This window comes from Clavibacter quasicaliforniensis (assembly GCF_051201715.1).
Classification (GTDB): domain Bacteria; phylum Actinomycetota; class Actinomycetes; order Actinomycetales; family Microbacteriaceae; genus Clavibacter; species Clavibacter seminis.
Genome location: NZ_CP139624.1, coordinates 176,869 through 190,756, shown reverse-complemented (window position 1 = coordinate 190,756; position 13,888 = coordinate 176,869). Strand labels below are relative to the sequence as shown.

Annotated in this window: 15 protein-coding genes; 11 read left to right on the top strand and 4 right to left on the bottom strand. The window is 74.3% G+C overall.

The genetic code is table 11. The features are described from left to right. Nucleotides 1-85: 85 nt before the first annotated feature. Both NL142_RS00950 and NL142_RS00945 read left to right on the top strand, forming a co-directional pair. Complete coding sequence (locus NL142_RS00950) at nucleotides 86-961, top strand: MurR/RpiR family transcriptional regulator (protein ID WP_194683769.1); 876 nt, start codon at nucleotides 86-88, stop codon at nucleotides 959-961. Between the two features lie 103 nt (nucleotides 962-1,064). Then, nucleotides 1,065-1,247: a hypothetical protein gene (locus tag NL142_RS00945; protein ID WP_435080587.1), complete on the top strand. Its 183-nt coding sequence runs from the start codon at nucleotides 1,065-1,067 to the stop codon at nucleotides 1,245-1,247. 87 nt (nucleotides 1,248-1,334) lie between these two features. Here NL142_RS00945 and NL142_RS00940 read toward each other — a convergent pair whose 3' ends face one another. Together NL142_RS00940 and NL142_RS00935 are read right to left on the bottom strand one after the other, a co-directional pair. Then, nucleotides 1,335-2,597 carry an LPXTG cell wall anchor domain-containing protein gene (locus tag NL142_RS00940; protein WP_435080586.1) on the bottom strand — a complete coding sequence of 421 codons (1,263 nt, stop codon included), beginning with the start codon at nucleotides 2,595-2,597 and terminating at the stop codon, nucleotides 1,335-1,337. 274 nt (nucleotides 2,598-2,871) lie between these two features. Beyond that, nucleotides 2,872-3,609, bottom strand: a complete 738-nt coding sequence (locus tag NL142_RS00935) for a response regulator transcription factor (RefSeq protein ID WP_435080585.1) — start codon at nucleotides 3,607-3,609, stop codon at nucleotides 2,872-2,874. Nucleotides 3,610-3,934: 325 nt separating this feature from the next. Between NL142_RS00935 and NL142_RS00930 the strand changes: the two genes are divergently transcribed. From NL142_RS00930 to NL142_RS00915, 4 genes are all read left to right on the top strand, one after another. Continuing rightward, nucleotides 3,935-4,477 carry an RNA polymerase sigma factor gene (locus tag NL142_RS00930; protein ID WP_435081618.1) on the top strand — a complete coding sequence of 181 codons (543 nt, stop codon included), beginning with the start codon at nucleotides 3,935-3,937 and terminating at the stop codon, nucleotides 4,475-4,477. Continuing rightward, on the top strand, nucleotides 4,474-5,100 hold the full coding sequence (locus NL142_RS00925) for a methylated-DNA--[protein]-cysteine S-methyltransferase (RefSeq protein WP_194683774.1): 627 nt from the start codon (nucleotides 4,474-4,476) through the stop codon (nucleotides 5,098-5,100). The genes NL142_RS00930 and NL142_RS00925 overlap by 4 nt, the downstream gene beginning before the upstream one ends. Before the next feature lie 56 nt (nucleotides 5,101-5,156). Further along, on the top strand, nucleotides 5,157-5,375 hold the full coding sequence (locus tag NL142_RS00920; protein ID WP_435080584.1) for a hypothetical protein: 219 nt from the start codon (nucleotides 5,157-5,159) through the stop codon (nucleotides 5,373-5,375). Between the two features lie 69 nt (nucleotides 5,376-5,444). After that, complete coding sequence (locus NL142_RS00915) at nucleotides 5,445-5,717, top strand: hypothetical protein (RefSeq protein ID WP_435080582.1); 273 nt, start codon at nucleotides 5,445-5,447, stop codon at nucleotides 5,715-5,717. 32 nt (nucleotides 5,718-5,749) lie between these two features. Here NL142_RS00915 and NL142_RS00910 read toward each other — a convergent pair whose 3' ends face one another. Both NL142_RS00910 and NL142_RS00905 read right to left on the bottom strand, forming a co-directional pair. Further along, a complete protein-coding gene (locus NL142_RS00910; RefSeq protein ID WP_435080581.1) occupies nucleotides 5,750-6,580 on the bottom strand; it encodes an oxidoreductase in 831 nt (276 codons plus the stop codon). Nucleotides 6,581-6,762: 182 nt separating this feature from the next. Continuing rightward, entirely contained in the window at nucleotides 6,763-6,984 is a 222-nt protein-coding gene (locus NL142_RS00905) for a hypothetical protein (protein WP_435080580.1), read from the bottom strand. 200 nt (nucleotides 6,985-7,184) lie between these two features. On the opposite strand from NL142_RS00905, the gene NL142_RS00900 reads away from it, so the two are divergent. From NL142_RS00900 to NL142_RS00880, 5 genes are all read left to right on the top strand, one after another. Further along, nucleotides 7,185-8,420, top strand: coding sequence for a multidrug effflux MFS transporter (locus NL142_RS00900; RefSeq protein WP_435080579.1), 1,236 nt, complete (start codon nucleotides 7,185-7,187; stop codon nucleotides 8,418-8,420). Between the two features lie 110 nt (nucleotides 8,421-8,530). Next, nucleotides 8,531-9,094 carry a uridine kinase family protein gene (locus NL142_RS00895; RefSeq protein ID WP_435080578.1) on the top strand — a complete coding sequence of 188 codons (564 nt, stop codon included), beginning with the start codon at nucleotides 8,531-8,533 and terminating at the stop codon, nucleotides 9,092-9,094. Between the two features lie 48 nt (nucleotides 9,095-9,142). Further along, nucleotides 9,143-10,255, top strand: a complete 1,113-nt coding sequence (locus NL142_RS00890) for a LacI family DNA-binding transcriptional regulator (RefSeq protein WP_435080577.1) — start codon at nucleotides 9,143-9,145, stop codon at nucleotides 10,253-10,255. Between the two features lie 67 nt (nucleotides 10,256-10,322). Next, nucleotides 10,323-11,621 (top strand): MFS transporter, encoded by a 1,299-nt coding sequence (locus NL142_RS00885; protein WP_435080576.1) that lies wholly within the window; start codon nucleotides 10,323-10,325, stop codon nucleotides 11,619-11,621. Nucleotides 11,622-11,806: 185 nt separating this feature from the next. Then, entirely contained in the window at nucleotides 11,807-13,795 is a 1,989-nt protein-coding gene (locus tag NL142_RS00880) for an APC family permease (protein ID WP_435081617.1), read from the top strand. Nucleotides 13,796-13,888 lie beyond the last annotated feature (93 nt).

The following is a 13,888-nucleotide window of genomic DNA, read 5'->3' as shown; positions in this document are numbered from 1 at the left end:
CCGGATTTGTGCAGAAATGCGCTTCTGCACGAGATGGTGCAGGCATGAGGCGACACTAGGGTGGTCGACGACGAGGGCTCAAGGGATGAAACAGGGAATTAACACGGGCGACGTGGCCGCCTGGCTGGCCGCACGGCTCGGCGAGCGGAGGCTCCCACCGCGCCAGGAGCAGGTGCTCGCCGTGCTGCGGTCCCGCCCGCGGTTGGCCTCCTACTCGTCCGTCGCCGAGGTCGCCCGCGCTGCCGGGTCGAACGCGTCGACCGTCACCCGCACCGCCCAGGCCCTCGGCTACGAGGGCTGGTCCGAGTTCCAGGTGGAGCTCCGCTCGCGCTACCTCTCCTCGCTGAGCGCCGTGGAGGTGGCAGCGGAGCACGAGACCGCCGCCCAGGATCCGTGCCGCCTCGCCATCGCGACAGACCAGTCGAACCTCGGGCACCTCGCCCGGACGGCGGACGCGTCACGCATCCACCACGTCGCCGCGGCCATCGCCGGAGCGCGCCGCACCTGGGTGATCGCCGGCGGCAGCTACTCCGTGCCCGGCCGCGCCCTGGAGCACAACGTCGGGATCGCGGGCTACGACATCGCTCTGCTCGACGCGGACGTCGCGGCCCTGGCCAACGCCGTCGCGCGACTGACCTCCGACGACGTCGTCGTGGTCTTCAGCCTCTGGCGCGTCTACGACAGCACCGTCCGCGCGACCGCCCGGGCCGCGGCGGCGGGGGCGGAGGTGATCGTCGTGACCGACGACGAGACGTCCGAGGTCACGGAGCACGCGTCGACCGTGATCGTGGTGCCGTCGGAGGGCGCGGGCTTCTTCCCGTCGCTCGTCCCGAGCCTGGCCGTCGCCCAGGCGATCGCGGTCGAGGTCGCCTCCGTCGACACCGCGCGCTCCCGGGCGAGCGTCGCCGCGTCGGAGGCGAGCTGGGACGCGATGCGGATCATGCGGGCTCGACGGGGCTGATCCCCGCCGGCGCCCAGGCCCTCCGGCGACGGGACGCGGAGCGCGGCGGCGCGGCGGTCAGCACCACCGCCTTCATGACCACCCGGCCGACGAGTCGCGCGGCATGCGCGCCGCCACGGTCTTCGTCCGGCCGGACCGCGATCGCCTCGCGCAGCTGGCGGCGCTCGTCGACGGGGGCGAGCTCACGGTGGAGGTGACCCGACGGATCTCGGCGGACGAGCTCCCCGCGCCGCACACGGAGGCCGAAACGGGATGGGTCGCCGAGAAGGTGATCGTCCTTCCGTGATCCCGCGTCCGAGCCCAGACGCGACGACGGCCGGACCCCCGCGGGGATCCGGCCGTCGTCGCGCGTGGTGCGGGTGGTGCCGCGCCGCTACTCCGCGGAGCGCATGCGGCGGCGGGCGACGAGCGTGCCGGCGCCGGCCAGCGCCAGGAGCGCCCCGAGGCCGCCGAGGCCGAGGGCCGCCGCGCCGTCGGTGCCCGTGACGGGCAGGGTGTCGTCGTGGTGCGCGGCCGGCTTCGTGATCGGCTTGGGGGCCGTGCCCGCGGGGTCGATCGACGGCGTGGTCGGCGTCGGGGTGGGGACGCCCGGGATGACCGGTCCTCCCGCGTCCTCGCCAGTCAGCTCGACGGTGCCGCCCTGCGTGAGGCCCGACTCGAGGCCGGCGACGGACACCTGGTAGGTGCCCGGCTGGATGTCGCCGAACAGGATGATCGGCTGGGCGAACGTGCCGTCGACGTCGGCGCGCACCAGGTCCTTGAGCGAGCGGGTGCCGACTCCGACGCCGCCGTTCTCGTCGCTGAGCTGGATCACGCGGCCGTCGGGCGCCGTGACCGTGACCTCGACGGCCTCGTAGCGGAGGTAGCCGGTCGCGTTGACCTTCAGGCCGCCGAGGATGCTCGTGGCCTGGGCGACGGAGATCGGCGAGATGGTCGAGAACGACGCCTCGGCGCGCACGAACGGGCCGACGGGCGCCTCGGCGAAGCGCACGAGGCCGCGGATCTCGCCCTTGACTGTGAGGTCGAGTCCGACCTGCGTCAACGTGACGCTCGCGGTCTTCGAGTCCTGCAGCAGCTCGGTGAAGCTCGCGGGGAACGCGTACGTGCCGTCCTCGCCGACGATGCCGATGCCGGCGATCGACTTGACGCCCACGGCATTGAAGTAGCTCGCGGTGACGATGCTGCCCGCGGTGCCGGTGCCGGCGAACGGCACGGCCTCGTTGATCGGGAGGGCGACGCCGCGGTCGGGCGTGGTCCAGGTGAAGGGCAGCTCGACGACGGGCACGGTCGGCTCGAGCGTCGGGAGGCCGGTCGTCGGCGCGCCGGGGGTGGTCGGGACAGCCGGCGTCGGCGTGGTCTCGACGGGGGCGTCGGCGACGGGGGCCGTCTCGTCGGCGGTCTCGGTGGGCGCGGGGGTCGGCGTCGCGTCGGCGGCGGGCGTCGGCGTCACGGCGGGGGTCGGCGTGGCGGCCGGCGTCTCGACGGCGACGGGCGCGGATCCGACCGGGACGGTCTCGGCGTGGGCGGCGGGCGCCATCGCGAGGGGCAGGATCACGAGCGACGCCGAGAGGCAGGCGCCGGCGGCCGCACGGCGGAACGACCTGCCGCGACCTGCGGCTGGGGTGGGACGGGTCATGACAGCTCCAGTGGTGCAGGACCGCCCGGGCGCGCCATTGCTGTGCCGCGATCGTGCGGTGGAGGGGACGCGCTCGGGGGTCTCGAGGACGCGTCGGGGAGGTTCGGCTCCCCGGTCCCGACTGTAGGGACATCCGCTACTCACCTGGGGAAATTATTTGCGCAGTGTGACGCGTGTGACTCGTGATCCCCGGAGTTACGCGGGTGACTCGCCGCATCGGCCCCCGGATTGGGGTGACCGTGGACCGGCCGTACGGGCGCCGCGGCGTCGGGCGTCAGACGGCGGGCGCGAGCACGAGGTCGTCGCCCGCCACGGCGAGCAGCGCGACCTGGTCGCGGCCCGCCCGGCGGCCGGTCACGGACGGCAGGTCGAGGAGCGCGCGCGGGGCGACGAGGTCCCAGCCGGCGTCCGTCAGCCGATGCACGAGCTCGCGGCGGGAGAGCCGACGCGTCGGCTCCTCGGCGAGCGCCTGCACGACGACGAGGTCCATCGGATCCAATTCCAGCGGCACGCCCGCGAGCCACGCCTCGCCCGTGGCCGGGTCGAGCACGAGGTCGCCCGCGGTGATCGTCGCCGGGGCGAGGCCGCGACGGCGGAAGAGCACGCGCAGGGTCTCGACGACCTCCTCGAGGCCGAACGGCTTGGTCACGTAGTCGTCGGCGCCCGCGCCGAAGGCCGCGAGCCGGTCCTCGAGCGAGTCGCGGCCGGTGAGGAACAGCACGGGCGTCGCGACGCCCGCGCGCCGCAGCTCGCCGACCACCTCGACGCCCGAGACGTCGGGCAGCGTCATGTCGAGCAGGATCGCGTCGGGCGCGGCCTCCACGGCGGCGTCGATCGCGGCGCGGCCGGTGGCGAAGACGCGCACGTCCCAGCCCTCCATCCGCAGCGCGAGCGACAGCAGCTGCGTGATGGGCGCCTCCTCGTCGACCACGAAGACGCGGAGCACGCGGGGTGCGTCACCGGGCACCGCCTGCTCGTCGTCGCGTGCGGCGGAGCTCAGCGTGCTGCCCATGCGGATCCTCTTCCGTCGTGTGCGCCGCCGGCCCGGGGGGACGGGCCGGCGGCGGATGCTCCTCGCGGAGCGCGCGGCCGGGGGTGGGCCGCGCATCCATCCTCGCGACCGGCGGCCTCGAGGTCGTCATCCCCGGGGACCGTCACGGGTAGTCCCTACGGCGCGCACGGGCGGAGCATCGGAGACCGGGAGGAGGCGCACGGCGCGTCCGCAGGCAGACGGTGCGCCGCGGTGGGCTGTCGCGCCGCCCGCGGGATCCGCGAGACTGATCCGCACGCCGACCTCACGGATCACCCCGCCCCGGCGTCTACCCGGTGTGGAGATGATGCAGCCGTTCGACAGGGTCGTGACCGAGCACGGCGCCGTGGTGCTCCGCGTGTGCAGGGCCGTGCTCGGCGGGCACGCGGACGCCGAGGACGCGTGGTCGGAGACGTTCCTGTCGGCGCTGGTCGCGTACCCGCGGCTCGGGCCGCGCGCCGACGTGCGGGCCTGGCTCGTCACCATCGCGCACCGCAAGGCCCTCGACGCGATCCGCGCCCGCGGCCGCCGCGCCATCCCCGTCGACGAGGTGCCGGCGCGGATCTCCGACCTCGGCGTGCCCGGCTCCGGCGAGCCCGACCTGTGGCGCGCGGTCGCCGCCCTGCCCGAGCGGCAGCGGCTCGCGGTCGCGTACCGGTACCTCGGCGGGCTGCCGTACGCGGAGGTGGCGGCGATCGTCGGCGGGACGCCAGAGGCCGTGCGGCGCGCGGCCGCGGACGGGGTGGCGAGCCTCCGGCGGACGATGGGGGCGGATCCGCCCTCGTCCCCGCGCGAGCCATCACCCGCCACCGCATCCGAGCCCGCATCCGCCCGAGGAGGACGACCGTGACCGATCCCGACGACACCGCCCCCTTCCTCCACGCCGACGCGCTCGAGGCCGCCGACCCGACCGCGCCCGCCCTCGACGCCCTCCGCCTCCGCCTCGCCGACGCCGCCGAGGCCGAGGGCGCGCTCGACATCGGCTTCACCACGATCGACTCCCCCGTCGGCCCGCTCCTCCTCGCCGCCACCGAGCGCGGCCTGATCCGCGTCGCCTACTCCCGCGAGGACCACGACACCGTCCTCGGCGACCTCGCGCGGCGGCTCGGCCCGCGGATCCTCCGCGCCCCGAAGCGCCTCGATGCGGCCGCGCGCGAGCTCGACGAGTACTTCGCCGGCCGCCGTCGCTCATTCGACCTCCCGCTCGACCGCCGCCTGTCGACCGGCTTCCGCGACCGGGTGCAGCGGCTGCTCCCGGAGATCCCGTACGGATCCACCCGCACCTACCGCGAGGTCGCCGAGACCGCGGGCAGCCCGGCAGCCACCCGCGCGGTCGGCACGGCGTGCTCGACGAACCCGCTGCCCGTGGTGATCCCCTGCCACCGCGTCCTCCGCTCCGACGGCACGCTCGGCGGCTACATCGGCGGCCTCGCGGCGAAGACGACGCTGCTGGAGCTGGAGGGGCGGATCTGACCGGCATCCCCCATCCGGCGGACGCGACGGCGCGGGCCCGCGCCTAGCGTGAGGGCATGGACGATGCGACGGGACCCGGCGACCGCGCGACGACGGCCGGAGGCGCCGGCCGGCTGCACGATACCGGGCTCGCCGTCCTCTTCGCGATCGGCGTCGTGATGGCGCTCACCCGCGACGAGCTGCGGCCCCTCGGCCTGCTCCTGATGATCGTGAGCGCCGTCGCGTTCCTGGCGGCCTCGGCCGTCCGCTGGCATCGCCGGGGCGCGTCGCGCTGACCGTCGCTCGCTACCGAGTCCCCCATCCGACGGACGCGGGCGCGACGCCCGGCTCCCTAGCGTGTACGCATGAGCGAACCGACGACACCCGCGGATCCCGCCGACCCGCCCGCCGAGGGGGAGGACTCCTCGAGCACGAACGCCTCGCTGGGCATCACGTTCGCGATGCTCGGCCTCGTTCTCATGCTGACGCTCGACGACACCCGCGTCGCCGGGCTGCCGTTCATCATCCTCGGCATCACCTTCTTCGTAATGAGCGTGCGCCCCAAGAAGGCGAGGACACGTCCCGCTGCGACCGGCTCGGACGCCCCGCCGCAGCCCCCGGAGGCCGACGACCGCTAGAGCCGCACCGCGCGGCTCGACCGTCGAGACGATCAGCTCGCGTCGTAGGCGGTCGACCGGCTGCGCTCGGCCCACGCGTCGACGTCGGCGCGCAGGTCGTCGAGGGCGCCCGTGACAATCTCGACCGCGTCGCCGCCGAGCAGCAGGTAGAAGGGAGCGCCCTGCTCGACCGCGTCCACGAGCACCTTCGCGCCGAGCGCCGGGTCGTTGGGCTGCGTGCCGTCGGTGGTGTCGTTCTCCTTGCGGCGCTTGCCTGCGGTCTCGGCGTAGTCGTCGATCACGGTGGACGACTGCGTGAGCGAGCGGCCGGAGAAGTCGGTGCGGAAGGATCCGGGCGCCACGACCGTCGCGACGATCCCGAGCGGCTCGAGCTCGGTGCGCAGCGCCATGGTCATCTGCTCGATCGCGGCCTTCACGGCGCCGTAGTACCCGGATCCGGCGCCGGTGCGCGCGGCGCCGATGGACGAGAGGTTCACGATGGTGCCGCTGCGGCGCTCGCGCATGCCGGGCAGCACCGCCTTGATCATGCGGACGCTGCCGTGGAACTGGGTGTCGAACAGGCGCGCGACGTCCTCGTCGTCGCCCTCCTCGACGGCCGCGCGGTAGCCGTAGCCCGCGTTGTTGACGAGCACGTCGACGCCGCCGAACCGCGCCGTCGCCTCGTCGACCGCGAGCGCGATCTGAGCGGGGTCGGTCACGTCGAGGTCGAGCGCGAGGGCGTGCTTGGGGAAGCGGTCGGCGAGGTCCTGCACGTTCGCGGCGTCGCGCGCCGTGACGACGACGTCGTGCCCGCGCTCCAGCGCCTCGACGGCGAAGGCGCGCCCGAGTCCGGTGGAGCATCCCGTGATCAGCCAGGTCGTCATGCGCGTTCCTCTTCCTCGTGGATGCGGGTGGGGCGGCCCGTGCGGCGCGCCCTCATCGAGGCTAGGCGCATCGCGCGGCGGCAGCACCGCGAGCTGCGGGCGGCCGTCGACGGGCACGGCACCCGGGATCGGGATGCCGCCCGCACCCACCTCAGGGGCGTGCAGACGGCAGCCCGGACCGATCAGTGGTGGATGTCGTGGCAGAAGAAGTACTTGCTCGGGTCGTTCTTGGGCACGCAGACGTCCACGCCCTTGGGGTGGAAGACGTACGCAGCCGCGCCCTGCACGACAGGTGCGGCCTGCGCAGCGGTCGCGGCCAGCGGGGTGAGCGCGAGCGCACCGGCGAGGGCGCCGACTGCCAGCGCTGAGCGCGCGGTGATGGAGCGGGTACGGCGGATGGGCATGGTGATACTGCTTTCTCGAGGGGGGTGGCCGTCCGGGTCACGCGGGTACCCGAGGACGGATCCGCCACCGAGTCGCGGACGCGGAAGGATGCCCGTGGAATCTAGGGCCCCGCCTCGGCCAGTCATGCTCCCGCTGCACAGGACGACGGGGACGCCCGTGGAGGAGCCGCTCGGCGGCGACCGGTCTACTGTCGGGACGGATGAGCGACGACGCCCGAGACCCGGCCCCCGACCCCGATCCCGACCCGCGCACGTCGTGGACCGCGCGCCGCGGACCGCTCCTCACGGTCGCCCTCATCGTCGGCATCTCGCCGTTCGCGACCGACCTCTACATCCCCGGCCTGCCTGCCATCGCCACCGACCTCGACGCCTCCACGGCCTCGGTGCAGCTGACGTTGACCGCCTTCCTCGTCGCGTTCGCCGTCGGGCAGCTCGTCATCGGGCCGATCAGCGACGGCGCGGGCCGCCGCCGCATCCTGCTCGCCGGGACCGCGCTCTTCACCCTCGCCAGCGTCGTCTGCGCGATCTCGCCCGACGTGACCACGCTGATCCTCGCCCGCGTCGTGCAGGGCCTGGGCGGTGCGGCCGCCGCGGTCTCGGCACGCGCCATGGTGGGCGACGCCTCCACCGGCGCGCTCCGCAGCCGCCTCTTCGCGACGCTCGCGGTCGTCAACTCGGTCGGCCCGGTCGTCGCTCCGCTCGTCGGCGGCGTCGTGCTGACGGTCTGGTCGTGGCGCGCCGCATTCGTCGTCCTGGCGGTGCTCGGCATGGCCCTCACGATCGCCGCGGCTCGCCTGCTCCCCGAGACCCTCGTGCGCACCGGCGCGGGCGGCACCTCTCCACGCGCCGTCCTCGGCCGCATGGCGGAGCTGCTGCGCATCCCCCGCTTCCGCTGGTACCTGATCACCGGCTGCGCCGCGACCATCGGCTTCTTCTCCTACATCGCCACCTCGTCCTTCGTGTTCCAGGAGCAGTACGGCTTCGGCGAGGGCCTCTACACGCTGGTGTTCGCCTCCAACGCGTCCTGCATGATCGCGTCGACCCTGGTCTTCCGACGCCTCATCGGGCGCTTCGACGAGGACCGCCTCTTCACCATCGGCCTCGCCACCTGCGCGCTCGGCTCGGCCCTCGTGCTGTTCGGCGCGCTCTCGGGCACGGGCCCCGCGCTGGTCTGGCCGGCCCTCGCCCTCGTCACCGCCGGCTGGGGCTGGGTGATCCCGGGATCCATCACCCTCACGCAGGCGCTCGGCCATCGCCACCCCGGCACGGCCTCGGCGCTCGTCGGCGGCCTGCAGTTCGGCCTCGGTGGATTGGCGACGCCGCTCGCGGGCGCCCTCGGCGGCACCGCGACCGCCATGGGCGCGCTGATGTGCGGCTTCATCGTGGTGGGGCTCGCCGCGCAGCTGTGGGCGTCCCGGGCGCGGCGCGGCGGCTGATCACAGCGGTCGAGGACATGGGTCGCCGGCCTCGCCCCCGACAGACGGTGCCCTAGCCTCTCGATGGGCGGATCGCGACGCGTCCACCGCAGCGAGAGGGACGCCTGGACATGACCGCACCGGATCCGGCCCTCCTCGAGTCCGTGGCGCAGCACGCGCTGGCTGCATCCGTCCCCGGCGTCCGCATCATCGGGGTCGACGGGCCGTCCGGATCCGGGAAGAGCACCCTCGCGCGCCCCCTGGCCGCACGGCTGGGCGCTCCCGTCATCGAGGTCGACGACTTCGTGTCCTGGGTCGACTTCTCCGGGTGGTGGCCCCGCTTCGAGGAGCAGGTGCTCGCGCCCCTCCTCGCCGGCGAGGACGCCGTGTACCAGCGCCGCGACTGGGCCGGCGACGAGTTCGGGGCCGGGCTCGGCGAGTGGAGGACGGTTCCGTGGGCGCCTGTCGTCGTCATCGAGGGCGTCACCTGCACCCGCGCCGCGGCCGCCGACCGCCTCGCGTGCCGCATCTGGGTGGAGGCCCCGGCCGACGTAAGGCTCCGCCGCGGCCTCGAACGCGACGGCCACGGCGCGACGCACCGCGGCCGCTGGAAGACGTGGATGCAGCAGGAGGACACGTTCTTCCCCGCGGACGGCGCGCGCGACCGGGCCGACTTCCTCGTCACCACCGGCTGACGGGATCCGCGCGGGGTCGCCACCCCGTTCCTGCACCATGCTGGGCACATGATCCGGACGGCACGCGCGACCCTGCGCGACGTGGCGCAGGCCGCCGGCGTCTCGACCCAGACGGTGTCGCGCGTCCTCACGAGCCCCGACCGCGTCGCGGCGGCGACCCGGTCCCGCGTGCAGGACGCCATCGACGATCTCGGGTACGTGCCCCACGAGGCCGCGCGTCGGCTCCAGTCGGCCCGGCACGCGGGGACCGGGCGCGGCGGGACGATCGGCGTGCTCGCGCATCAGCTGACCGCCACCGGGCCGGCAGGGATCACGACTGCCGCGATGCGCGAGCTCCAGCGGTCGGGATACTCCCTCGACGTCGTCTACCTCCCCGACGACGACGTCGACGCGATCACGTCCGTCCTGCGCCGGTTCGCGACCTCGACGGTCGGCGTCCTGGCGATGGCGCAGACCGCGGACGCCCGGCGTGCCGTCCTGGCGGTGGACCTGCCCGTCCCGCTCTTCGTCGACGAGGGGCTCGATCGCGGCACCGCCGACCGCCCGGGCAACGAGGAGCGCATCGGCGTGGCGGCGGCCGAGCACCTGCACCGTCGCGGACACCGCTCGGTGCTGCACATCCCGGGACCCCGCGGTTCGCTCTCGGCGGCGGACCGACAGGGCGCGTTCCGCGACGCGTGCGCGACGCGGGGCGTGGAGGTCCGGTGCACGCCGGCCGGCGACTGGACCGAGCGGTCGGGCGCGACGGCGATCGAACGGACGGAGCTCCACGGCGCGACCGCGGTCTTCGCCGCGAACGACGCCATGGCGATCGGCGCGCTCGACGCGCTCGCGCGATCCGGGCTCCGCGTCCCCGAGGACGTCGCCGTCCTCGGCACCGACGACATCCCCGCCGCCGCGTTCGTCACCCCGTCCCTGAGCTCGGTCGCGCACGACCTCGATGAGCAGGGGCGTCACGCGGCGCGGACGCTGCTCACGGCGCTCGGCGACGACGCCGGGGCCGTCGCCGACCCGACCTTTGGCGTCGCGATCCGGGAGCGCGCGACGACCGCGAGCGCGGCGGATCCCCGGCCGGCCCCGCCCACGGAGGCACCGGCCGCCGCCGCTCCTACCCCGGGTCGCAGGGCCACCGCTCCCCGAACGCCGCGCGGACCTTCGTGAGCGCCGCGTCGGGACCGACCGTCGTCCTCCCGCGCTCTCCCCTGCCGCGGTCTGCCATCGTCACCGCATGGGCGACCACGTGACGACGCTGCGTCGGGTGCCCGGGTTCCGGCCGTACTGGGCCGCCGCGACCGTCTCCTCGTTCGGATCGGCGGTGAGCGCGGTGGCCGTCCCCGTCCTCGTGGTGACGGTGCTGCACGCGACCCCGCTCGAGGTCGGCCTCGTGAACGCCGCCCAGTTCCTCCCGTACGCGCTGTTCGGCCTGATCGTGGGCGCCTACGTCGACCGCTTCCCGCGGAAGCCGCTGCTGATCGCCGCGAGCATCGGTCGCGCCCTGTGCCTCGGCGTGATCCCCGTCCTGTGGCTGACGGGATCCCTGACCCTCTGGGCGACCGCGCTGGCGCTCTTCGCGTTCGGCGCCCTGTCCGTCGTCGGCTTCGCCGCGACGCAGTCGCTCCTGCCGAGCATCGTGCCGCGGCCCCTGCTCCTGGCCGCGAACGCGCGGGTGGACCAGAGCGAGGCCGCCGCCCAGACGGCGGGCCCGGCCCTCGGCGGGATCCTCGTCGGTATCGTGACCGCGCCCGTCGCGATCGCCCTCGACGCGGTGAGCTACCTCGTCGACGCCGTCCTCATCGCCCGCGTCCGCGTCGTCGAGCGGATGCCGGCCCGTCCCGCGGGGGCGCGGCTGCGCCGGGACATCGCCGAAGGCCTGAGATGGACGTACGGGCACCCCGCCCTCGCACCGCTCGCGGTCTCCACCCACCTGTGGTTCCTCGCCAACGCCGCCGCCTTCACGGTGTTCGCGACCCTCGCGCTCCGCACCCTCGCGCTCCAGGCGGTCGTCTACGGCGCGATCCTCGCCGTCAGCGGCGTCGCGATGCTCGCCGGCGCGACGGCCGCGCCGCGCCTCGGCACGCGATTCGGAGCGGGCCGGACGATCATCGCCGCCCGCACCGCCTACCCGATCGCGTGGGCGGCGATCGCGGTCGCCACCATCGGCGTCGGGACGCCGGCTCCGCCCGCCAAGGTGATCACCCTGTTCGTCGCGTTCGCGGTCCAGGGCGCGGCGGCGGGGATCGAGAACGCGAACGAGATGAGCCTCCGCCAGACCCTCACGCCCGACGGGCTCCTCGGCCGCATGAACGCGACGATGCGCAGCGCGAACCGCACGCTCGCCGCGGCGGGAGCCGTGGGCGGCGGCGCGCTGATGTCCGCCGTCGGAGCCGGACCCGCGCTGCTCGCCGTGACCCTCCTCTTCATCGCCGCGGTCGTCGTCGCCGCGTGCTCACCCCTGCGGGCCCGCGCGATCGGGGAGGGATGCGGCCCCGACGGCTGCGGACCATCCGCCGAGCACCCGCCCGCATGACCGCACCCTCCACGCGCACCCGCCTCCCGCCCGGAAGTGGCACGATGGGCCGACGATGATGCCGGGCCCGACCGTCGCATCCGCGAGACGGGGTCCCGGCGCCGCCTCAGGAGGATCTCCGTGCACTGCCCGGATCACGGTCAGATGACGTGCCCGCTGCGCTGCGCCACCACGGCGGCCCGGTCGTGAGCGCGCCGAAGCTGCTGCGCGTGCCCGAGCAGCGCCGCGCCCGCGACGGGATCACCGCGTGGCTCCTCGACGGCCTGCCCGGCGCGTCCGGCGCGCACCCCGGCCCGCACGCCGAGACCGTCGAGAAGACGCACTCCTGGTGGCGCGTCATGTGCCTCACGGGCGTCGACTACTTCTCCACGCTCGGCTACCAGCCGGCCATCGCGGCGGTCGCGGCGGGGCTGCTGTCACCGCTCGCGACGCTCGTCCTCATCCTCCTGACGCTCCTCGGCGCGCTCCCCGTCTACCGGCGGGTGGCGCGCGAGAGCCCCCGCGGCGAGGGATCCATCGCGATGCTCGAGCGCCTCCTTCCCTGGTGGGGCGGCAAGCTCTTCGTGCTCGTGCTGCTCGGGTTCGCGGCGACGGACTTCCTCATCACCATCACGCTCTCGGCCGCGGACGCGACCGCGCACGCCGTCGAGAACCCGTTCGCGCCGGACTGGTTCCAGGGCAACGAGGTGCTGCTGACGCTCGTGCTGCTGGCCGCGCTCGCGTTCGTGTTCCTGCGCGGGTTCAAGGAGGCGATCTCGATCGCGGTCGTGCTGGTGGGCGTCTTCCTCACGCTCAACGCCGTCGTGATCGTCGTCTCCCTCTTCCACGTCGCCGGGAACCTCGTCGTCATCGACGACTGGTGGGCGGCGCTCACGGCGCAGCACGGCAACCCGCTCGTGATGGTGGGCATCGCGCTCATCGTGTTCCCGAAGCTCGCGCTCGGCCTCTCCGGGTTCGAGACGGGTGTCGCGGTGATGCCGCAGGTGCGCGGCGAGGACGACGCCGACGGGGTGCCGCGGGCGCGGATCCACGGCACGAAGCGGCTGCTCGCGACGGCGGCGCTCATCATGAGCGCGTTCCTCATCACGTCGAGCTTCGTGACGACCCTGCTGATCCCGCAGGCCGAGTTCCAGGACGGCGGCAAGGCCAGCGGCCGCGCGCTCGCATACCTGGCGCACCAGTTCCTCGGCGACGGCTTCGGCACGCTCTACGACATCAGCACGATCTGCATCCTCTGGTTCGCGGGTGCCTCCGCGATGGCCGGGCTCCTCAACATCGTGCCGCGCTACCTGCCGCGCTACGGCATGGCGCCGCACTGGGCCGCGGCCGTGCGTCCGCTCGTGCTCGTCTTCACGGCCATCGCCGTGATCGTGACCCTCGTCTTCCAGGCCGACGTGGATGCGCAGGCCGGCGCCTACGCGACCGGCGTGCTCGTGCTCATCACCTCCGCCTCGGTCGCGGTGACGCTGTCCGCGAAGAAGGCCGGGCAGCGCAAGCGCACGGTCGGGTTCGCGGTCATCGCGGCGGTGTTCGCGTACACGACGGTCGTGAACGTGATCGAGCGGCCGGACGGCGTGCGGATCGCGGCGCTGTTCATCCTCGGGATCCTCGTGGTCTCGATCGTGAGCCGCGTGCAGCGCTCGTTCCAGCTGCGCGCGACCTCGCTCACGATGGACGAGCGGGCGCGCGCCTTCGTGACGGAGGACGCCGAGGACTACGGCGCGGTGAGCATCATCGCCCACGAGCCGGACGAGCCCGGCGAGGGCCTCACCGAGGAGCAGCACGACGCCGAGTACCGGCGGAAGGCGAGCGAGGAGCGGCGCGACAGCGGCATCCCGGCGCGCGCGCCCGTGATCTTCCTCGAGGTGACCCCGGGCGACTCCTCCGAGTTCGAGGAGGACCTCCTGGTGCAGGGCGTCGTGCGGCACGGCTTCCGCGTGCTGCGGGTCTCGAGCGGGAACGTGCCCAACACGATCGCGGCCGTGCTGCTCGCCGTGCGCGACCTCACGGGAGTGAAGCCCAGCGTCTACTTCGAGTGGACGGAGGGATCGCCCGTCGGCAACCTCCTCCGCTTCCTCGTGACGGGCACGGGCGAGGTCGCCCCGGTCACGCGCGAGGTGCTGCGACGGGCGGAGCCGGTGCGGGCCCGGCGGCCGGACGTGCATGTGAGCTGAGGCAGGCGCGCTCCCTGTGGAGCGATCTTCCGTGACCCGATCTTCTGTGTCCTATCATGCGGGCGATGCCGATGTGCATCCCCGACGAACGGA